At 71.7% G+C, this 20137-nt stretch carries 24 protein-coding genes, 1 tRNA gene and 1 riboswitch; of the genes, 12 read left to right on the top strand and 13 right to left on the bottom strand.

Going from position 1 to position 20137, the window contains the following annotated elements; all coding sequences use genetic code 11:
- Window positions 1-63: 63 nt before the first annotated feature.
- Window positions 64-564, bottom strand: coding sequence for a helix-turn-helix domain-containing protein (locus ABZ823_RS20310; RefSeq protein ID WP_361661891.1), 501 nt, complete (start codon window positions 562-564; stop codon window positions 64-66).
- 192 nt (window positions 565-756) lie between these two features.
- Window positions 757-1944: a thiolase family protein gene (locus tag ABZ823_RS20305; RefSeq protein ID WP_361662213.1), complete on the bottom strand. Its 1188-nt coding sequence runs from the start codon at window positions 1942-1944 to the stop codon at window positions 757-759.
- 146 nt (window positions 1945-2090) lie between these two features.
- On the opposite strand from ABZ823_RS20305, the gene ABZ823_RS20300 reads away from it, so the two are divergent.
- The 12 genes from ABZ823_RS20300 to ABZ823_RS20245 all read left to right on the top strand — a co-directional run bounded on the left by ABZ823_RS20300 (window position 2091) and on the right by ABZ823_RS20245 (window position 12728).
- A complete protein-coding gene (locus ABZ823_RS20300; protein WP_361661888.1) occupies window positions 2091-2372 on the top strand; it encodes a WhiB family transcriptional regulator in 282 nt (93 codons plus the stop codon).
- Complete coding sequence (locus tag ABZ823_RS20295; protein ID WP_361661885.1) at window positions 2369-2851, top strand: DNA starvation/stationary phase protection protein; 483 nt, start codon at window positions 2369-2371, stop codon at window positions 2849-2851. The genes ABZ823_RS20300 and ABZ823_RS20295 overlap by 4 nt, the downstream gene beginning before the upstream one ends.
- 51 nt (window positions 2852-2902) lie before the next feature.
- A complete protein-coding gene (locus ABZ823_RS20290) occupies window positions 2903-3241 on the top strand; it encodes a DUF3140 domain-containing protein (protein WP_361661882.1) in 339 nt (112 codons plus the stop codon).
- Window positions 3242-3248: 7 nt separating this feature from the next.
- Window positions 3249-3905 carry an endonuclease gene (locus ABZ823_RS20285; RefSeq protein WP_361661879.1) on the top strand — a complete coding sequence of 219 codons (657 nt, stop codon included), beginning with the start codon at window positions 3249-3251 and terminating at the stop codon, window positions 3903-3905.
- Between the two features lie 114 nt (window positions 3906-4019).
- Window positions 4020-4113: riboswitch (TPP riboswitch) on the top strand.
- Window positions 4105-5571 (top strand): cytosine permease, encoded by a 1467-nt coding sequence (locus ABZ823_RS20280; RefSeq protein ID WP_361661876.1) that lies wholly within the window; start codon window positions 4105-4107, stop codon window positions 5569-5571. It overlaps the preceding riboswitch by 9 nt.
- A complete protein-coding gene (thiD, locus tag ABZ823_RS20275; protein WP_361661873.1) occupies window positions 5568-6365 on the top strand; it encodes a bifunctional hydroxymethylpyrimidine kinase/phosphomethylpyrimidine kinase in 798 nt (265 codons plus the stop codon). The genes ABZ823_RS20280 and thiD overlap by 4 nt, the downstream gene beginning before the upstream one ends.
- Window positions 6366-6470: 105 nt before the next feature.
- Window positions 6471-7727, top strand: a complete 1257-nt coding sequence (locus ABZ823_RS20270; protein ID WP_361662210.1) for an arsenic transporter — start codon at window positions 6471-6473, stop codon at window positions 7725-7727.
- Window positions 7728-7916: 189 nt separating this feature from the next.
- Window positions 7917-9356, top strand: a complete 1440-nt coding sequence (gene gndA / locus ABZ823_RS20265) for an NADP-dependent phosphogluconate dehydrogenase (protein ID WP_361661870.1) — start codon at window positions 7917-7919, stop codon at window positions 9354-9356.
- Window positions 9357-9552: 196 nt separating this feature from the next.
- Window positions 9553-10479, top strand: a complete 927-nt coding sequence (locus ABZ823_RS20260; protein ID WP_361661867.1) for an NmrA family NAD(P)-binding protein — start codon at window positions 9553-9555, stop codon at window positions 10477-10479.
- The gene (locus tag ABZ823_RS20255; RefSeq protein ID WP_361661864.1) at window positions 10476-11228 is read left to right on the top strand and encodes a hypothetical protein; all 753 of its coding nucleotides are present in this window, start codon (window positions 10476-10478) and stop codon (window positions 11226-11228) included. Before ABZ823_RS20260 ends, ABZ823_RS20255 begins: the two co-directional genes overlap by 4 nt.
- 283 nt (window positions 11229-11511) lie before the next feature.
- Entirely contained in the window at window positions 11512-12030 is a 519-nt protein-coding gene (locus ABZ823_RS20250) for a GAF domain-containing protein (protein WP_361661861.1), read from the top strand.
- Window positions 11991-12728 (top strand): PP2C family protein-serine/threonine phosphatase, encoded by a 738-nt coding sequence (locus tag ABZ823_RS20245; protein WP_361661858.1) that lies wholly within the window; start codon window positions 11991-11993, stop codon window positions 12726-12728. The genes ABZ823_RS20250 and ABZ823_RS20245 overlap by 40 nt, the downstream gene beginning before the upstream one ends.
- Window positions 12729-12753: 25 nt before the next feature.
- On the opposite strand, the gene ABZ823_RS20240 is transcribed toward ABZ823_RS20245, so the two are convergent.
- The 11 genes from ABZ823_RS20240 to ABZ823_RS20190 form a co-directional block, all read right to left on the bottom strand.
- Window positions 12754-12827 (bottom strand) — tRNA-Pro (locus ABZ823_RS20240).
- Between the two features lie 103 nt (window positions 12828-12930).
- Window positions 12931-13290: an MmcQ/YjbR family DNA-binding protein gene (locus ABZ823_RS20235; protein WP_361661855.1), complete on the bottom strand. Its 360-nt coding sequence runs from the start codon at window positions 13288-13290 to the stop codon at window positions 12931-12933.
- A gap of 41 nt (window positions 13291-13331) precedes the next feature.
- Window positions 13332-13862: a GNAT family N-acetyltransferase gene (locus ABZ823_RS20230; RefSeq protein WP_361661852.1), complete on the bottom strand. Its 531-nt coding sequence runs from the start codon at window positions 13860-13862 to the stop codon at window positions 13332-13334.
- Complete coding sequence (locus ABZ823_RS20225) at window positions 13859-14431, bottom strand: XRE family transcriptional regulator (RefSeq protein ID WP_361661849.1); 573 nt, start codon at window positions 14429-14431, stop codon at window positions 13859-13861. The genes ABZ823_RS20230 and ABZ823_RS20225 overlap by 4 nt, the downstream gene beginning before the upstream one ends.
- 229 nt (window positions 14432-14660) lie before the next feature.
- A complete protein-coding gene (locus ABZ823_RS20220; protein WP_361661846.1) occupies window positions 14661-15566 on the bottom strand; it encodes a LysR family transcriptional regulator in 906 nt (301 codons plus the stop codon).
- A 31-nt stretch (window positions 15567-15597) separates the two neighbouring features.
- Window positions 15598-16797 (bottom strand): glycine C-acetyltransferase, encoded by a 1200-nt coding sequence (locus ABZ823_RS20215; protein WP_361661843.1) that lies wholly within the window; start codon window positions 16795-16797, stop codon window positions 15598-15600.
- A gap of 67 nt (window positions 16798-16864) precedes the next feature.
- Window positions 16865-17893: an L-threonine 3-dehydrogenase gene (gene tdh, locus ABZ823_RS20210; RefSeq protein ID WP_361661841.1), complete on the bottom strand. Its 1029-nt coding sequence runs from the start codon at window positions 17891-17893 to the stop codon at window positions 16865-16867.
- A gap of 260 nt (window positions 17894-18153) precedes the next feature.
- Window positions 18154-18735, bottom strand: a complete 582-nt coding sequence (locus ABZ823_RS20205) for a GAF domain-containing protein (protein WP_361661838.1) — start codon at window positions 18733-18735, stop codon at window positions 18154-18156.
- Window positions 18732-19334, bottom strand: a complete 603-nt coding sequence (locus ABZ823_RS20200; protein WP_361661835.1) for an ATP/GTP-binding protein — start codon at window positions 19332-19334, stop codon at window positions 18732-18734. The genes ABZ823_RS20205 and ABZ823_RS20200 overlap by 4 nt, the downstream gene beginning before the upstream one ends.
- Window positions 19312-19683 (bottom strand): DUF742 domain-containing protein, encoded by a 372-nt coding sequence (locus tag ABZ823_RS20195; protein ID WP_361661832.1) that lies wholly within the window; start codon window positions 19681-19683, stop codon window positions 19312-19314. The genes ABZ823_RS20200 and ABZ823_RS20195 overlap by 23 nt, the downstream gene beginning before the upstream one ends.
- A 2-nt stretch (window positions 19684-19685) precedes the next feature.
- Window positions 19686-20120 carry a roadblock/LC7 domain-containing protein gene (locus ABZ823_RS20190; protein WP_361661829.1) on the bottom strand — a complete coding sequence of 145 codons (435 nt, stop codon included), beginning with the start codon at window positions 20118-20120 and terminating at the stop codon, window positions 19686-19688.
- Window positions 20121-20137 lie beyond the last annotated feature (17 nt).

Below are 20137 nucleotides of genomic sequence, written 5' to 3'. Positions count from 1 at the left end.
ATGTGGCCATAAGAGTTGCTTTATGAGACTTACCTGTCAAGACGCTGTGCTCGGGGGCCGCGCTCAGGCCGTACCGAACCGCCGCCGCACATCCGGCCGGCGCTTGAGCCGTTCCGGGTAACCGGGCCCCATCCGCATCGACGTCTCCTGGGCCACCAGGGGCTTGCGACAGGCGGAGCACACCACCTCGGCCGTGGTGTCGTGGTCGCACGCGTCGTGGTGGAGCACCACCGGGACGCCCTCCTCGCCGGCCAGCCATCGGTCGCCCCACCGGGACATCGTGGCCAGCACGGTGAAGAGGTCACGTCCCTTCTCCGTGAGGACGTAGTCGTAGCGCGGCGGCTCGGTCTCGTAGAGCCGCTTTTCCAGCACCCCCTCGTCCACCAGGCGGTGCAGCCGATCGGTCAACGTGTTGCGGGCGATGCCCAGTTCCTGCTGGAACTCGTCGAAGCGGCGGATGCCGTAGAACGCCTCGCGCACGACGAGAGGCGTCCAGTGGTCACCCAACAGATCAAGGGTCCGCGCGATGGAGCACGGCCAGTTGGCGAACGACGTCCGTTTCATACTGCTGATGATAGATAGTCTCGCAAAGAAACTCAGCAGCTGAAGAGGGGATGAGCGCCGGGCCAAGAGCTTACGCGGGCTCTTGCGCGACACTCGTGGCCGCGCGCGTGCGGAAGTCGGCGCGCAGCTGGGTTCGCCGCTGACCGAGCGGGGGCCACCGTGGACTGTCGCCGGGGCGTGGGAAGCATTCGGCTAGGGCCGTTCCACGAGCACCGTGCTGCCCTGCCCGACCCCCACGCACATCGTGGCGAGCCCGCGTGACGCCCCGGTGCGGCGCATGCGGTGCAGCAGGGTCGTCAGGATGCGGGCACCCGAGCAGCCGAGCGGATGCCCGAGTGCGATGGCGCCGCCGTCGGGGTTGACCAGATCCGGGTCGATGCCGAGACGGTCGACGCAGGCGAGGGTCTGGGCGGCGAAGGCCTCGTTGAGTTCGGCTTCCTCGATGGCGCCGATCGTCCAGCCGACGCGGGCGAGGGCCTTCTCGGTGGCGGGGACGGGTCCGATGCCCATGACGTCCGGGTGGACTCCGGCCGAGGCGCCCGCGACATAGCGGCCGAGGGACTCGAGGCCCAGCTCGTCGAGGGCCTCCTCGCTGACGAGAAGAAGTCCCGCGGCGCCGTCGTTCATGGGCGAGGCGTTGCCCGCGGTGACGGTGCCGCCTTCGCGGAAGACGGGCTTGAGTCGGGCGAGCTTCTCGTACGAGGTGTCCTCGCGCACGCTTTCGTCGGCGGCGACCAGGACCCCGTCCGGCCTGGCGACGGGCAGCAGTTCGCCGTCGAACCACCCGTTCTTGCGGGCGTCCGCGGCACGCCGGTGACTGCGCAGGGCGAACTCGTCCTGGCGCACGCGTCCGACGCCGTACCGCTGCGCGACCTCCTCCGCGGTCTCCCCCATGGAGAGCAGTCCGTGGAGGTCCTTCATCGCGGGGTTGACCAGTCGCCAGCCCAGGCGGGTGTCGGCGGTCTCGATGCGGCGCGGGAGCGCCTCGTCGGGGCGGGGCAGCACGAAGGGGGCACGGCTCATGGACTCGGAGCCGCCCGCGAGCACGATGTCGGCCTCCCCGGCGGCGATCGTGCGGGCGGCCGTGGTCACCGCCTCCAGACCGGAGGCGCACAGCCGGTTGACCGTGGCGCCCGGGACGGATTCGGGCAGGCCGGCGAGGAGGGCGGCCATGCGGGCGACGTTGCGGTTGTCCTCGCCGGCCTGATTGGCCGCGCCCCAGTAGACGTCGTCGATGCGCGCCGGGTCCAGGCCGGGCGCATCCGCGACCAGAGCTCGGATCACCGCGGCGGCGAGGTCGTCGGGGCGTACGGAGGACAGGGCGCCGCGCAGCTTGCCGATGGGGGTGCGGCGGGCTGCCGCGAAGTGGACGGTACGCACCACGGGACTCCTGATCGGCCTCAACCATTAATTAGCACCGCTAGTTTTGAACTATAGACCGCGGACGGCCCACCGGGAAGCTCCCGCCCCGCTCCCGGACTTCCCCACCGGGTTTTACCGCATGCGTCCCGGGCACCCGGGCGGCCATGGAGTGGTTGCGGCACGCGGCATGCGAGGGCGAGGACCCCGACCTGTTCTTCCCGGTGGGATCGACGGGGCCCGCGGCGGAGGAGACCGCCGCCGCCAAACGCGTCTGCCGCCGCTGCCCGGTGATCGGCGAGTGCCTTGACTGGGCGCTGCGCAGCGGGCAGACGGCGGGCGTGTGGGGTGGCACCGGTGAGAGAGAGCGTGCCGAGCTGCTCCGGACCTCGAAGGACCGACAGACACACCGACAGACACACCGACCGACAAGGAGTAGCGCGCGATGACCGTGGTGCGCAGCACCCTGCCCGAGCCCGCACGTCGAATCACGGGGGACGCCCTGCAAGAGACCCTGGTGGATCTGCTCGGGCTGTCACTCGTCGGCAAGCAGGCCCACTGGAACATCGTCGGACCGAGGTTCCGGTCGATCCACCTCCAGCTGGACGAAGTGGTGGCCACAGCACGCTCGTACGCCGACACGGTGGCCGAGCGTGCCGCCGCGCTCGGCGTCGCGCCGGACGGGCGGCCGGAGACCATCGCGTCCACCTTCGGGCTGCCGGGTACGAAGGAGGGCTGGCTGCGCGACACGGACGTCGTGCGGCTGATGGTGGAGTCGCTGGAGGCGGCGATCGGAAGGCTGCGCGCTCGGATCGACGCCACGGAGAAGGCCGATCCGGTCACCCAGGACCTGCTGATCGGACTCACCGCGGAGCTGGAGAAGCAGCGCTGGATGTTCGAGGCCGAGAACTGGCCGCGGGAGGACTGAATCCCCAAGGGCAGGGCCTGCCGGGCCACCGAGGGCGAAAAGGAGTACGCGATGACCGACGCCCTGGAGATGGACGCGCTGTGGGACGAGTTCCACAGCGTGGTCAACATGACCTCCCAGGAACTCGCGGCCTGGCTGCGGGTCCGGGACGCCGACGAGGACACCGAGCCGCTGCCCGAGCAGGCGGGTCCGCCGACCGGGCGGCACGTCCTCGCGATACTGCAGAAGCGGCGCATGGATCTGACCGACGACGACATCCGGGTGATGCGTCAGGTCGTGGAGACCGTGACCGCCCAGCAGGACCTCTACAACGAGCCGGAGGCCGAGGACGACGACCGGCGCCACCGGTTGATGTCGATCGGCCACGACCCGCTCAAAGCGGGGAAGTGAGGCCGCCGTGTCCCGCAGCGAGAGGGCGGACCGTGTCGTCGGGGAACTCGTCCACGAGCACGGTCGCACCTACGCGGAGGAGGCGGGCATCCCGCTCAAGGACGCCCCGCAGCCGCTGTACCGGCTGCTGCTGATGGCCCTGCTGCTCAGTGCCCGCATCCGCACCTCGATCGCCCTCGAAACGGTGCGGGCGCTTCAGGAGGCGGGTCTGCGGGATCCGCGGCGCATGGCCGGGGCCGACTGGCAGGAGCGCGTGGACGCGCTGGGGCGGGGCGGCTACCGGCGCTACGACGAGCGCACGGCGACCCAGCTCGGCGACGGCGCCGAGCTGCTGATGGAGCGTTGGGGAGGCGATCTGCGGCGGCTGCGGAAGGAGGCGCACGGAGACGTTCCGACGCTGCGCGGGTTGCTTCAGGAGATACCGGGGATCGGGCCGGCCGGTGCCGACATCTTCCTGCGGGAGGTGCAGCGGGTGTGGCCGGAGGTGGCCCCTTACCTGGACGCCAAGGCCCTGTCCGGAGCGGAGCGGCTCGGGCTGCCCAAGGACCCGGGGAAGCTGGTGAGGCTCGCCGGGGACAGCGAACCTGCGGTGCTGTCCGCCGCGTTGGTGCGGGCGGCCCTGGACAAGAAGGTGGCGCAGGGAGTCCTGGAGCACGCGGCGTAGGGCCGCCGGGCGCTGAGCGCTGACACCGCGCGGCCACAGGAGCAGGGCTGCTGCCGGATCCGGCAGCAGCCCTTCCGTATGGCACATCCCAGGGCTCGGGTTAGTCTTGCCGCCGTACCGGACACGGGGTGCCCCGCCGAGGGCTGAGATCACACCCGTCGAACCTGAACCAGTTCGTACTGGCGGAGGGATGTCTTCCATGCCTTGGGCGCATGTTTCCGGCGGGCTGTCCGCCGACAGCCGGCAAGCCGTCTTCGACGGACGGATGCCCACCGCTCCCGGCGATCTCCGCATCGAGGGGCACGGCATCGAGCCGGTCCCCGAGGAGCATCGCTACGGAGGCGCGGGCCGCCTGTTCACGGTCTGGTTCGCGCCCAATCTGACCATGACCGGCGTGTTCACCGGCACCATCGGCATCGCGCTCGGCCTCGACTTCACCACCGCGCTCGCCGCGGTCGTCCTCGGCACGGTGCTCGGGGCGGTGCCGACCGCGTATCTGAGCACCTGGGGCAGCCGCACGGGCGCCGGTCAGCTCCCGCTCGCCCGACTCGCGTTCGGGCGCGCGGTGGCACTGCCCGGGGTGCTTCAGTGGCTGTCGTCGGTCGCCTGGGACGCGCTGATCGGGCTGTTCGGCGGGGACGCGCTGGCCCGGCTGTGCGGCTGGCCGTTCTGGCTCGGTGTCCTTGTCGTGATGCTCGCGCAGGGAGCCCTGGGGGTCCTCGGCTACGAGGCGATCCACCGTCTCCAGATCGTCATGACCTTCGTCCTCGCGGCCGCCTTCGCGCTGATCACCCTGCGCATGTCCGGCAGCGTGCATCCGGCCGCGACGGGCAGCGCGCACGGCGCCGACCGCGCGGGCGCGTTCGTGCTGACCAGCACCATCGCGCTCAGCCTGGCCCTGTCGTGGGCCCCGTACGCCAGTGACTTCAGCCGCTATCTGCCGCGTGCCACCTCCCGCTCCCGGATGTTCTGGTGCACGCTGCTCGGGCTCGTGGTGTCCTTCGTGGCCGTGCAGGTCCTCGGGCTGTGGGGCGCCTCCGCGCTCACCGATCAGACGGCGGCGGGGGTCGAGGCGCTGCTGGGCGGGGGCACGGCGGGTGCCTTCGGGCTGCTGGCCGTGGCGCTGGCGGCACTGTGCAGCAACGCGATGAACGACTACAGCGGCTCCCTGGCGCTCCAGACCGTGGGCGTGCGCGTGCCGCGTCCGGTGGCGGCCGCGCTTGCCGTGGTGCTCGGCTTCCCGCTGGTGCTGTGGATGCACGCGGCCGACACCACGGCCCGTTTCCAGAACGTCCTGCTGTTCGTGAGCTACTGGATCCCCGGGTTCGTGGCGATCGTGGTCGTCGACTGGCTGGCCCGGCGCGGCACCCATATCGATCTCACCGCCGAGACGGCCCGGCCGCGGCCGGCGTGGCCCCCACTGCTGGCGTTCGTCGTCGCCTTCGCGGCCGCGGTGCCGTTCATGGACACCGGCCTGTACGTGGGCCCGGTCGCCCGCGCGCTGCACGGCGCCGACGTCTCGTACTACGTGGCGTTCACGGTGGCACTCGCGGTGTACGCGCCGCTGCGTGCCCGAGAAGCCGGAAGGAACCGGAAGACCGAAGTGCCGCAAGGGACCGGACGGGCCCAAGGGAGCGGAGAGACCCGAGAGGAGGGTCGCGCATGACCGCGCCGCCCCGTGTGCTGACCATCGCCGGATCCGACTCCGGCGGTGGTGCGGGCATCCAGGCCGACCTGAAGACCATGCTGGCGCTCGGCGCCCACGGGATGAGCGTGGTCACCGCGGTCACGGCGCAGAACTCCGTCGGGGTGCAGGGCGCCTGGGAGCTGCCCGTGGAGGCGGTGCGCGCCCAGTACCGCAGCGTCGTCGACGACATCGGTGTACAGGCCGTCAAGACGGGGATGCTCGCTTCGCCCGCCCTGGTCACGGCGGTGGCCGACCTGCTCGCGGACGGGGCGGCCCCGGTCGTCGTGGACCCGGTGAGCGTCTCCAAGCACGGGGACCGGCTGCTCGCCGACGACGCGCTGGACGCCGTGCGCACTCGGCTGCTGCCGCTCGCCACGGTCACCACGCCCAATCTCGACGAGGTCGCGGAGCTGACGGGTCTGGAAGTGACCGACGAGCCGGGCATGCGCCGCGCGGCCGCACGGCTGCTGTCGTACGGGCCCCGGTGGGTCCTCGTGAAGGGCGGGCATCTGCCCGGGGCGGCCGTGGACCTGCTGACGGACGGCCACGAGGAGCACTGGCTGCGCGCCGCGCGCCACGACAACCGGCACACCCACGGCACGGGCTGCACCCTCGCCTCGGCCGTCGCGGTCGGGCTCGCGCAGGGACTCGCGGTGCCCGAGGCGGTACGACGGGCCAAGGAGTACGTCACGGCGGCCATCGCGGCGGGGTTCGCGCTGGGCGCAGGCATCGGGCCGGTGGACCACGGCTGGCGGCTGCGGGAGCGTGGCTGACGGTGGTGGGGGGCATCGGTGCCCGGGGCACCTCGCGTCGAGGGACGCTGACCGGCCTGGTGTGATGGAAGGGCAGCACCGACCCCGCCTGAGGAAGGACACTCCCTGAACACCCCGCTCGCCGAGGCCCTCTCCGTCCTTCTGCTCGTCGCCGTCCTGGCCGGTGCGGTGGTCCGTCCCTTCGGGCTTCCGGAGGCGGTCGTGGCGGTGCCCGCCGCCGGGATCGTGGTCGCGACCGGCGCGATCTCGCTGGACCACGCGCGAGCCGAGGCGGAGCGGCTGGGGCCTGTGGTCGGCTTTCTGGCCGCCGTCCTGGTGGTGGCGCGCTTCTGCGACGCGGAAGGCGTGTTCCGGGCCTGCGGGGCATGGATGGCACGCTGGGCGGCGGGCCGTCCCGGACGACTGCTGACCGCCGTCTTCGCGCTCGCGTCGGTGATCACCGCCGTGCTCAGCCTGGACGCCACGGTCGTTCTCCTGACCCCCGTGGTGTTCGCCACGGCGGCCCGGATGGGCGTACGCCCGAAGCCGCATCTGTACGCCTGCACGCATCTGTCGAACACGGCCTCGCTGCTGCTGCCGGTCTCCAACCTGACCAACCTGCTCGCGTTCGGCGCGGCCGGGCTGAGCTTCACCCGGTTCGCCGCCCTGATGGCCCTGCCGTGGCTGGTGGCCATCGGCGCCGAGTACCTCGTCTTCCGGCGTTTCTTCCGCCGTGACCTGGCCGCCGGTGCCCTGGCCGTGGACGCCGGGGAACCGCCTCGGCTGCCGCTGTTCGCGCTGGTGACCGTCGCCTGCACGCTCGCCGGGTTCGTGGTCGCCTCCACGGTGGGCCTCGATCCGGCGTGGTCGGCGCTGGGCGGGGCGCTGGTCCTCGCCGGCCGTGCGCTCGTCCGGCGCCGGGCCACTCCGCTGACGGTGCTTCGGGCCGCGGCGCCGTCCTTCCTGGCATTCGTCCTGGCCCTGGGCATCGTGGTGCGCGCCGTCGTCGACAACGGGCTCGCGGACGCCCTCGGCCGGCTGATCCCGGACGGGACGGGGCTGCCCGCCCTGCTGGGGATCGCGGCCCTGGCGGCCCTGCTGGCCAATGTGATCAACAACCTGCCGGCGGTCCTGGTCCTCCTGCCGCTGGCCGTCCCGTCCGGGCCCGGCGCGGTGCTCGCCGTCGTGCTCGGTGTGAACATCGGCCCCAATCTCACCTACGCGGGATCCCTGGCCACGCTGCTGTGGCGGCGGATCGTCCACCAGCACAGCCACGGCGTCGACCTCGGGGAGTTCACCCGGCTCGGGGCGATCGCGGTACCGACCGCGCTGGCGGGCGCGGTGGTGGCGCTGTGGGTGTCCCTCCACGTCGTCGGGCTGTGAGCACCGGCCCCCGGGCCACCGCACGGCCGCACCGGGCGGAGCCCTCGCGGATCGCGCTCCCCGAGGTGAGCAACCCGCGCCCCGCCGTCCGTACTTGACCGGTACAGCGGTACGAGCCGTACCGAGCGACATCCGCCGCACCCGCCGAACGCGCGGGCCCGGGGCGGATCCGGACCCGAGGAGCACAGCATGCAGGCGACCGCGCAGATCGGCGTCACCGGACTCGCGGTGATGGGCCGCAATCTGGCCCGGAACTTCGCCCGGCACGGGTACACCGTCGCCGTGCACAACCGCACCCCGGCCAGGACCAAGGCGCTGGTCGAGGAGTTCGGACACGAGGGCGCGTTCGTGGCCGCCGAGACGGCCAAGGAGTTCGTGGCGGCGCTGGAGCGTCCCCGCCGCCTCATGATCATGGTGCAGGCGGGGGCGGCCACCGACGCGGTGATCGAGGAGTTCGCCCCGCTCCTGGAGCCCGGCGACATGATCATCGACGGAGGCAACGCGCACTTCGCGGACACCCGGCGCCGTGAGCGGTCCCTGCGCGAGCGCGGCATCCACTTCGTCGGTGCGGGCGTCTCCGGAGGCGAGGAGGGCGCGCTGCACGGACCGAGCATCATGCCCGGCGGTTCACCGGAGTCGTACGCCGCGCTCGGCCCGATGTTCGAGAAGATCAGCGCGAAGGTCGACGGCGAGCCCTGTACGACGCATGTCGGTACGGACGGCGCGGGGCACTTCGTGAAGATGGTGCACAACGGTATCGAGTACGCCGACATGCAGCTGATCGGCGAGGCGTACGACCTGCTGCGCCAGGTGGCCGGATTCTCCCCCGCCGTGATCGCGGAGATCTTCCGCGAGTGGCACAAGGGACGCCTCGACTCCTATCTGATCGAGATCACGGCCGAGGTGCTGTCCCACGTCGACGCGGCTACCGGCACGCCCTTCGTGGACGTGGTCGCCGACGCCGCCGGGCAGAAGGGCACCGGGCGCTGGACCGTGCAGACCGCGCTGGAGCTGGGCTCGCCGGTGACCGCCATCGCCCAGGCCACCTTCGCCCGCGCCGCCTCCGGCCAGTCGGCGCTGCGCGGCGCGTACCGCGGACTGCCCGGGGGCACCAGCTGGGACCTGACCCCGTACGAGGCCGAGCGCTTCACCGCGCAGGTGGAGCAGGCCCTGTACGCCTCGAAGCTGATCGCCTACGACCAGGGTTGGAAGATGATCCTGGACGCCGCCGAGGAGTTCGGCTGGACCATCGACCTCGGCGCGGTCGCCCGGATCTGGCGCGGCGGCTGCATCATCCGGGCCGCCTTCCTCGACCGTATCCGCGCCGCCTACGCCGCGGACCCCGGTCTGGTCAGCCTGCTGTCCGACGCGGGTTTCGCGGCCGAGATCGCGGACGCGCAGGTGCCGTGGCGCGAGGTGATCGCCACCGCGGCGCGCCGGGGGGTGCCGGTACCCGCCTTCTCGGCGGCGCTGTCGTACTACGACTCGCTGCGCGCCGAGCGTCTGCCGGCCGCGCTCACCCAGGGCCAGCGCGACTACTTCGGCGCCCACACCTACCGGCGCGTCGACCGCGAGGGCAGCTTCCACACGCTGTGGGGCACGGCCGACCGCGTCGAGACGCGGGCCTGAGCGGACGGCGGCGGGCACACGACCGGGCTGCCGCGGCGGGGCGCGCGGGAGCCGGGTCGCCGTCTCGTCGTTCGGCCCGTTCGTCCGGTGCGGCATGTCGCCGGTTCGTCGCCGAAGTGCCGTGCAGCCGGGTCGAGCTTAGGCTGACCAGGTCCGGCACCGGCCGGCCGGTCGACCGACTGAGTCAGGAGCCATCGTGGTCGACAGTCCACTGATTCTCGTGACCGGCGCGGCCGGGAGTGTGGGGTCGGTGGGGCGCCGGGTGGTCGACCACCTGCGGCGCCGGGGGTATGCGGTGCGCGCGCTCGTGCACCGGGAGGACGAGCGCGCCGATGCGCTCCGCGCCATGGGCGCGGAGGTGGTGGCGGGAGACCTGACGCGCCCGGCGGACGTGGTGGGAGCTCTGGACGGCTGCCACCGCATGTATTTCGGCATGGGCGTGTCGTCGCAGTACCTGGAGGCGGCACTCGTCACCGCCGCCGCGGCGCGCGCCCACGGCCGTCTGGAGGTGTTCGTCGACATGTCGCAGATGACCGTCACCCAGATGGACCTCACCAGCACGGAGGAATCGACACAGCAGCGTCAGCACTGGCTCACCGAGCAGGTGCTCGACTGGTCCGGTCTTCCCGTCACCCATGTGCGGCCGACGGTCTTCATGGAGAATCCGTTGTTCCGGCTGTTCTGCTTCGCCTCGATCGCGCGGGACGGGACGATCCGGCTTCCTTTCGGGCAGGCCCGCACCTCCCCCGTGGCGGCCGAGGACGCCGCGCGTGTCGTCGCCGCCGTCCTCGCCGACCCCGCCCCGCACATCGGCCATGTGTACGAGCTGACCGGGCCGGTCTCGCAGGACATGGGGGCCATGGCAGAGGAGTTCTCCTCCGCTCTGGGCCGTCCCGTGACCTACGTCGACCCGCCCTTCGAGCAGTTCGAGGACGAGGTGCGCCGACAGGGCCTTCCGGACCATGTCGTCGAGCACCTGACCACCATGGCCCGGTTGCACGCGCGAAACCGCTATGACCGCGAGACCCACGGCGTGGAGGAGGTCACCGGCCGGCCGGCGGCGGGCGTACGGGAGTTCGTCGAGGACAATCCGGAACTGTTCCGGTCCGCAGAAGCGTCATGAACGACTTGGCGGCCGACGTCCTCGACTCTCATGGCGGACTCAAGTGCTGGCACCGGTGGAGCACCGTGACCGCCACGATCGTGAGCGGCGGTGAGCTGTTCCTCGCCAAGGGACTGCCGCAGGATCCCACACCTCGTCAGATGACCGTTTCCCTGCACGAGGAACACGCCTCCGTCCGGCCCTTCGGCGCCGACGACCAGCGGACGGACTTCACTCCCGACCGCATCGCGGTGGAGAAGCTCGACGGCACCGTGGTCGCCGAGCGCAGAAATCCACGAGACGCCTTTCGAGGGCACATTCTCGAGACTCCCTGGGACCCCCTCGACCGTGCCTACTTCAACGGCTACGCCCTGTGGACGTATCTGACCACCCCGTTCCTGATCAGCATGCCGGGGTTCGCGGCCGAGGAGGCCGAGCCGTGGCAGGAGGGCACCGAACGGTGGCGGCATCTGCGGGTCACCTTTCCGGACGGCATCGCGAGCCACTGCGGGACTCAGGACTTCTACTTCGGCGAGGACGGGCTGCTGCGGCGTCACGACTACCACGTGGACATCGCCGGAGGGTTCGCGGCCGCCCAGTATGTTCACGACTTCGTCCGCGTGCAGGGGATCTCGCTGCCGACAAAGCGCCGCGCCTATCTGCGCGACGTCGCGGGGCGTCCCGTGCACGAGCATCTGATGGTGTCCATCGACCTGAGCGACGTGCGCTTCTTCGCTTCGACTTCGCGCGGCCGTGGGGCCCGGTCTTGACTTCCGGGCCCTTGCCGTCGGGGCCACCTGAGTCACAAGCCCTCCGTGGATACACGGTTCGGTGGGCTCGGCCGGCCGGTCGTGCGGGAGGCACCGTTCCGTGGGGGCGTGTTCGGAGTGATGCAACCTGTGTGTTACCCACGCCGACGCGCGGTGTGCTTAGGGTGGTGAACGTGGCGGGAGGGTTCGAGTCGTTTCCCAGACCGGCGATGGCGGAGCCGCCGCGTCTGGTGGCGTACCTGCGCCGGGCAGCGGCGTCCCTTCCCGGCTGAGTGCGCTGCGCTTGGCAGCGGCGCGGATCGGCACCACGCTCGATGAGGACACCACCTGCGCGGAACTGGTCCGGGAGGTCGCCGGGCAGGTGGGAGGCGCGGCTGCCGTGCTGCGCGGCGGCGGAGAGGGGCGCCCGCGGTACCAGGGCGTCGCCGGTAACTCGGCCGTGCTGCCCGGCCCCTGGTCGGCTGCGGCCGCGGTTCAGGAGGCGTCGGGCCCGCGAGAGAGCGGACTCGCGTATCCGGTACCCGGGCATGCCGGGGTGGCGCTCTGCGTGCCGCTGGCCGCGAACGGTCACTGCTACGGCGTGCTGGTGAGCGCCCGGGAGGGGACACCGTTGACCTACGAGGAGACGGAAGTCCTGGCGCTCCTCGCCGAACGTGCCGCCTCCCACATCCGACACGCCCGGGAACATGACGCGGGGAGCGGCATCGTCGGAAAGCTCGTGCTCTGCTGTCGGAACCCGGACGGCCGCATCCCAATCTTGACGTGGCCATCCGCTACCTCCCCGTCGGGCAGAGCGCGCTGATCGGCGGAGACTGGTGCGAGACCATCCGGCTGCACTTCGGCCGCACGCTGCTCGTGGTCGGCGACGTCATGGGGCACGGTCTGGAGGCCGCCGTCGACATGACCGCCTATCGCTCGTCCCTGCGCTACATGGCCTCCGCGGAGCTGCCGCCGCACCGCGTGCTGCGCCAGCTCGACGACCTCGCCGCCAGGGAGCCGGACCGCAGGCCCGCGACCTGCCTCATCGCCCAGATCGATCCCAATCGCGGCCAGGTGACGATCACCAGCGCGGGCCATCTGCCCCCGGCCGTGATCGACGGCCAGGGCCGCACCTCCCTGTTACCCATATCGGTCGGCCCGCCTCTCGGCACCGGCCTGGGCGGCTACGAGCCGGTCACCTACCGGCTGGATCCGTCCCAGACGCTGGTCCTGTTCACCGACGGGCTCGTCGAGCGCCGGGGCCAGGACATCGACCAGTCCCTGCGCCGACTCGCCGGGGTCGGCTTCGAGGCCGGCTCGGGTGTCGAGGACGTCCTTGACACGGTGCTGGCCCGCCTCGACGCCCGGCACGCGGAGGACGACGTCGCGGTACTGGGCGCCCGGCTGCATCATCGCTCCGTGCAGCACACGGCATGCACGCCTGAACCGTCGGCCTCGCATCGGGAAGGGCGCGGACTGCGCCCACCAACGCGGCAGGGGCCCTCCGAAGAGAGCCCCTGATCCGCGGAAACTTCCGACCTCACAGTCGGGACGACAGGATTTGAACCTGCGACCCCTTGACCCCCAGTCAAGTGCGCTACCAAGCTGCGCCACGTCCCGTTGCCCGCTTGACCTGGGGTTTCCCCCGGCCGAACGTGCACAGAAACAATACCGCACTCGGGGCGGTGGTCGCGCACCCGTTGATGCGCCGTTCCCTGGGTGGTCACCCTCCGGCCGGCAGGCCCAGCTCCGGGTGGTGGTCGAGGAGCCGGGGCGGGGCCGCCTGGCGCCAGGAGTCGGCCAGGATGTCCCGCAGCTCCGCCTCGTTCTCCAGGGCGGCGAGGCGCACCCGGATCCAGGCGAACTGTGCCTCGTGCCCGGCGACCCAGAACTTGCCGGGCTCGGCGAGCACCAGCTCGTCCCGCTCCTCCTTCGGGCAGCGGACCGCCATGGATGTCTCGTCCTCGGGCAGCGTGGCGAACATCTTCCCCGCGACCCGGAACGTGGGCATGCTCCAGGCGGTCTTCTCGGCCGTCTCGGGCAGGGACAGGGCGATACGGCGTACGTCTTCGGCGTCCGGCATGCTCCGCACCGTAGCCAATGCCACTGACAGTCCGTCCGCGCTCAGGGTGAGGAAGTCCCGACCCGCTTGTAGAACAGCGTGGTCGGACGCAGCTCTCCGGCCGGTGTGGTCGCGTAGTCGGGTATCACTCCTGCCCGGGTCCAGCCCGCGGAGCGGTACAGGGACTCGGCCGGGCTGCCGGTCTCCGTGTCCAGGTGGAGCAGGGTGATCCCGGCCTCGGCCGCGGCCCGCTCCGCCGTGGTCAGCAGCCCGCGCGCAAGGCCCCGGCCGCGGGCGTCGCGGTGCACCATGAGCTTGACGAGTTCGGCACGGTGGCGGCTGTTGGCCTTGTCCGGGAAGGCGAGGCTCACGGTGCCCGCCACCCGGTCCTCCACCGACGCCACCCACACCGCGAGACCCCCCGCGTCGACCGCGGCCGCCTGCTTACGCCACCAGGCCAGTGCCTCGGCACGTTCGAGCGGGGCGAGGAATCCGACGGAGGCCCCGCCCCGGACGGTGTCGGTCAGCAGGTCGGCCAGTTCCTTGGCGCGGGCGAGCACGTCAGAGCCGCCGAGCCGGGTGATCGCGGTCATGGGAGCACCACCACGAGGGCGTAGCGGACATCGCCCGGGCCCGGGCAGTGGAACCGCGTGGGGCCCCACACCCGCAGCCTCAGGCAGTCACCGGCGGCGAGCCGGTGCTCGACGTCCTGGGCGGTCACCTCCAGCGTTCCGTCGACGACCCAGATGTGCTGTTCGAGTCCGGGCACGGGCGGCCGGTCGTAGGCGATGTCGGCGCCTGCCGTGAGCCGCCCCTCGACGAGTTCGCCGCGCAGCCCGGGGTGCGGAGGGGACACGGACCGCCGTACGAAGCCGGAGGCCGCGTCCTGCCATACGGCCTGACCGGCGGCGCGTACCACCTGGGCGGGCTCCGCCTCGACCTCGCTCAGCAGCTGCGACATGGTGCGGCCGTAGACGCCGCACAGCCGGTTCAGCATCGAGGCGGTGGGGCTGATCTCGGCGCGTTCGGCCCGGGAGAGGGTGGAGCGGCTGACTCCGCTGCGGTCCGCCAGCTCGCCCAGCGACCAGCCGCGCTCCGCCCGCAGCTGGGCGAGGCGCGCGGCGAGCCGGGCGTCGACGGGGTCCATGGCGTCATTTCCCATGACGGAGACCCTATATCCCAGATGAGGGATCGCATCCCGAATCAGGGACGCTGGCGGCGTCGGCCGGCTCCGACCGTTCGGCCCCCGGACCCCGGACCCCGGACCGGCCTGCGGAACAGCCCCCGATGGCGTTCGACGGCCGCGCGCCGCCGACCTCATCGAGAAGATGCAGGCCTGGGCCTTGCCCGCCGCAGCCGGGGGGCAGGCAACACCGTCCGGGGCCGGGCCGTCAGTCCACCGTCGCGGCCTCCGCCAGCGCGTCCAGCACCGGACGTATCAGCGGGTGCCCCTCCGCCCCACGGCGCACGGCCGCGAAGACCCGGCGGGTCGGCGCGACCCCGTCGACGGGGCGCACGACCACACCGGTGAGGTCCATCCCGCGCAGGGCCGAGCGGGGCACGAGAGCCACCCCCGCGCCGGCCGAGGCGAGCGCCACGACCGCGCGGAAGTCGTCCGAGGAGTGCTCGAGGCGGGGCTGGAACCCGGCGTGCTCACAGGCCAGGACGACGACGTCGTGGCAGGGGTTGCCCGGGTACGGTCCGATCCACGGGTCCTTGGCCAGCCCGGCCAGCGGGACCTCGGGCGCGTCGGCGAGGCCGTGGGTGACCGGAACCACCGCGTCGAAGGGTTCGGCGTAGAGCGACACGGGTGTGAGCCGGGGGTCGTCCGCGTCGGGCGCGCCCCGGTACTCAACGGCGACCGCGACGTCGACCTGCCGGTCCAGGACCATCGGCAGGCTCTCGTCGCCCTCGGCGTCCTGGACCCGGACCCTGATACCGGGATCGGTGCGCGTGAGCCGGGCCAGCGCGGGGGCCACCACCAGGCCGATACCGGTGGCGAAGGAGGCGAGGGTCACCGTGCCCGCCGATCCCGCGTCATAGGCGGCCAGCTCGGCCTCGGCACGCTCCAGCTGGGCGAGGACCGCGTGGGTGTGGCCGAGCAGGATCTCGCCGGCGGGGGTCAGTCGTACGCCCCTGGCGCTCCGCTCGACCAGCCGGTGGCCGGTCTCCTGTTCCAGCGCGGTGAGCTGCTGGGACACGGCGGAGGGCGTGAGGTAGAGCGCGGCGGCAGCGGCCGTGACGGTGCGGTGGTCGGCCACCGCACGGAGGATGTGCAGCCGCCGCGCTTCGATCATGCGAACGATTATCGCAAGACGTACGGGTCCGTCAGCCCTCCAGCTCCGCCCGGGCCGCCACGAACGCGTCGACAGCGCGGTTGACGTCGTCCGTGGAGTGCGCGGCGGACAGCTGCACCCGGATGCGGGCCTGCCCCTGCGGGACCACCGGGTAGGAGAAGCCGATGACGTACACGCCGCGCTCCAGCAGCAGCTCGGCCATGCGTCCGGCCTTCGTCGCGTCGCCGATCATCACCGGGGCGATCGCGTGGTCGCCGGGCAGGACGTCGAAGCCCTCCTCGGTCATCCGGCCACGGAAGAGAGCGGTGTTCTCGGCCAGCTTCTCGCGCAGGTCGCCCGCCGACTCCAGCAGGTCCAGCACCTTGAGCGAGGCCGCCGCGATCACCGGGGCGAGCGTGTTCGAGAAGAGGTACGGCCGTGAGCGCTGGCGCAGCAGGGCGACGATCTCGGCGCGGGCGGCGACATAGCCGCCGGAGGCGCCGCCGAGCGCCTTGCCGAGGGTGCCGGTGATGATGTCGACGCGGTCCATGACACCGTGCAGCTCGGGGGTGCCGCGACCGCCCGGGCCGACGAAGCCGACGGCGTGCGAGTCGTCGACCATGACCATGGCGTCGTACCGGTCGGCGAGGTCGCAGATCTCCCGCAGTGGCGCCACATAGCCGTCCATGGAGAACACACCGTCGGTGACGACCAGCTTGCGGCGGGCGCCGCCCTCGGACGCCTCCTTCAGCTGCCGCTCCAGATCCGCCATGTCGCGGTTGGCGTAACGGAAGCGGCGCGCCTTGGACAGGCGGATGCCGTCGATGATCGAGGCATGGTTGAGGGCGTCGGAGATCACCGCGTCCTCCGGGCCGAGGAGCGTCTCGAAGACACCGCCGTTGGCGTCGAAGCAGGAGGAGTACAGGATCGTGTCCTCCTGGCCGAGGAACGCGGACAGCCGCGCCTCCAGCTCCTTGTGCACCTCCTGGGTACCGCAGATGAAGCGCACGGACGCCATGCCGTAGCCCCAGCGGTCCAGCGCCTCGTGGGCGGCGGCGATCACCTCGGGGTGGTCGGCGAGGCCGAGGTAGTTGTTGGCGCAGAAGTTGAGCACCTCGCCGGGACGGCCGCCCGCTACGACGTTCACCGTCGCGGACTGCGGGGTGTCGATGACGCGCTCGGGCTTGTGCAGCCCGGCGGCCCGGATGTCGTCGAGGGCGGCGCTCAGGTCGGCGCGCACGGAGTCGAACATGGTGAAGCTCCTCAAAGTGCTGACGCGGGAAAGCGGGATATACGGGGGGCGAGACGCGGGACGGGGGCTACGCGGTCCAGTCCAGGATGATCTTGCCGCCCCGGCCGCTCGCCGCGTCCTCGAACGCCGCCTCGTGGTCGCGGTAGTCGTAGCGGCCCGTGATCACGGGAGAGAGGTCGAGCCCGCCCTCGAGCAGGACCGACATGGCGTACCACGTCTCGAACATCTCCCGGCCGTAGATGCCCTTGATCGTGATCATGGAGGTGACGATCCGGGCCCAGTCGACGGCGAACTCCTGGGACGGCAGCCCGAGCATGGCGATCCGTCCGCCGTGCGTCATGTTGGCGATCATGTCGCGCATCGCCTCGGGGCGGCCGGACATCTCCAGGCCGATGTCGAAGCCCTCACGCAGACCGAGTTCGCGCTGGCCGTCGGCGATCGTCGCGTCGGAGACGTTCAGCGCGAGGCTGACACCGATCTTGCGCGCCAGCTCCAGGCGCTCCTCGCTCACATCGGTCACGACGACGTTGCGGGCGCCCGCGTGCCGGGCCACGGCCGCGGCCATCAGACCGATCGGGCCGGCGCCGGTGATCAGGACGTCCTCGCCCACCAGCGGGAACGACAGGGCGGTGTGCACCGCGTTGCCGAACGGGTCGAAGATCGCGGCGACATCGAGGTCCACGGGGACGCGGTGCACCCAGACATTGCCCGCGGGCAGGGCCACGTACTCGGCGAACGCGCCGTCGCGCCCCACACCGAGCCCGACCGTCGCCCGGCACAGATGGCGGCGCCCGGCCAGGCAGTTACGGCACTTCCCGCACACCAGATGACCCTCGCCGCTGACCCGGTCGCCCACCTTGACGTCCGTGACGTCACGGCCGGTTGCGACGACCTCGCCGACGAACTCGTGCCCGATCACGAGGGGAGTGCGGATCGCCTGCTGCGCCCAGCCGTCCCAAGCCCGGATGTGCAGATCGGTGCCGCAGATCCCGGTCCGCAGGACCTTGATCAGGACGTCGCCGGACCCGATGACGGGTTCCGGGACGTCCGCGAGGCGGAGTCCGGGCTCCGCCTTCTCCTTGACCAGCGCCTTCAACGCTACGGCTCCTGTGAGTGAGGTCCCGGTTCCGGGCACGCCGAAGGAGCCCGCACCGGGGAGAGGAGTGGAATCGCGTAGCAATCTGCCGTACGGCGAGCCGCCGGTCCATCGAGGATTTCTTAAGCGCCGCCACAGCTTTCCTTCACACCTCCTCCGTCACCTGCGGGTTCGTCCCCGCCCGCCTCGCGTGACCGGCGCCGGCTCACACGGGGAACACCCCTCCTACGACACTCGTGCGACGTGGACACGACGTGGCCTCAGCTTTCGTCGTCCGGCCGTCGTTCGATCCTCTCCTGCCGTCGTTCGATCCCCTCCGCCAGCTCCGCCGCCAGCGCCTTGATGGTCTCCAGACCCGCCCGGCCCCAGGGGCGCGGTTGCACATCGGCGGCGCAGACCGTGCCGAGGGCGGTGCCCGTGCGGTCGACGAGCGGCGCGCCCAGGTAGGAGCGGATGCCCACCTCGTCGACCACGGGATTGCCGGCGAAACGCGGATAGTCGCGGACGTCCTCGAGGACGAGCGCCTTGCGCCGGAGCACCACATGCGGGCAGAAGCCGTACTCGCGGCCCAGGTGACGGGTGGTCGGCGCCCCCGCGCCCTCCGGGCCGGCGGCTGCGGTCAGGGGGCGGTCGTCGGGCTGGTGGAGCCCCGCGAAGAACTGCCGGTGCTCGCCGACGAAGGTGACCATCGCGTACGGCGCCGCGGCGAGTTCCGCCACCCGGTCCGCGAAGGCGTCGAACTCGGGTTCGGCGCGCTCGCCGAGACCGAGCCGGCGCAACCGGCGTACGCGCTCGGGAGCGTCCCGGTCCTCGGGGGTCAGCAGCAGTCGCCTCAGGGTCATGTGCGGGCTCCGGGCCTCGGGGCCGGTGTCGCGGGGGCGTGCGCGAGGAGGTGGCGGACGAGCGTGAGCAGGGTCTGCACCCCCGAGCTGGAGATACGGGCGTCGCAGCGCACCACGGGGATCCGCGGGTCGAGGTCGAGGGCACCGCGCACCTCCTCGGGGTCGTAGCGGTGGGCGCCGTCGAACTCGTTGACGGCGACGATGAAACCGAGTCCGCGCTGCTCGAAGAAGTCGACGGCGGCGAAGCAGTCCTCCAGACGGCGGGTGTCGGCGAGGACGACCGCTCCGAGCGCGCCCTCGGAGAGCTCGTCCCACATGAACCAGAACCGTTCCTGTCCGGGCGTGCCGAAGAGGTACAGCACATGCTGCGGATCGAGGGTGATACGGCCGAAGTCCATCGCCACGGTCGTCTCGACCTTGTTCTCGATCCCGTCGAGGCTGTCGGTCGCGGCGCTGACCGTGGTCAGCAGTTCCTCCGTGCTCAGCGGCGCGATCTCGCTCACCGCGCCCACGAAGGTCGTCTTGCCTACTCCGAAACCTCCCGCCACCAGGATCTTCAGCGCGGTGGGAAAGGGGTCAGAGCTGTCGTCGTAGTCCATCGAGCACTGCCTCCAGAAGAGACCGGTCAGTGGGGTTGTGGTGGAAAGCGGGGGGTCTGGTGGTGAGCGCCCCGCAGTCGACGAGGTCGGACAGCAGCACCTTGGTCACCACCGCGGGCAGCTTCAGGTGCGCTGCCACCTCGGCGACCGAGACGGGGGCCAGGCACAGGCCGAGGGCCTGGGCGTGCTCGGGGCCGAGATGGCCGAGGGGCGTGGTCCCGGTGGCCCTCACCTGGGAGAGCAGATCGAGGGCGGTACTCGGTCGGGTGCGGCCGTTGCTGACCGTGTAGGGGCGGATCAGTCGTCCGGCCGCGTCATCGAGCCAGGGGCCGTCGCCGGCCGCGGTCACGCTCAAGGCCTGGTCGCCGACGGCTGCGTGGCGCTCCGTCGGGGCGCGGTGGCCAGATAGGGCCGCACGCTTTTGACCAGCATGGCCATCTCATAACCGAGGACGGCCGCGTCGGCCTCGCGGTCGGCAAGGACGGCGAGACAGGTGCCGGAACCGGCGGTGGTGACGAAGAGCAGGGTCGCATCGAGTTCGACGACGACCTGCCGTACGTCGCCGCCGTCCCCGAAGCGGGCGCCCGCGCTGCGGCCGAGCGAGTAGAGGCCGGAGGCCAGGGCGGCCATATGGTCGGCGCTGTCCGTGTCGAGGCCGTGCACGGACTTCACCAGCCCGTCGCACGAGAGGAGGACCGCGCTCCTGGTGTGGGGTACGCGCTGCACGAGGCCGCTCATCAGCCAGTCGAGATCGGAAACTTGGGCGGTCGGCACGTCGCTCGCCATGGTGGATCGACTCCTTG

Source organism: Streptomyces sp. NPDC047079, from assembly GCF_040643755.1.
GTDB lineage: Bacteria > Actinomycetota > Actinomycetes > Streptomycetales > Streptomycetaceae > Streptomyces.
The sequence above is the reverse complement of the archived record's forward strand: the minus strand, read 5'-3'. Positions and strand labels throughout refer to the sequence as shown.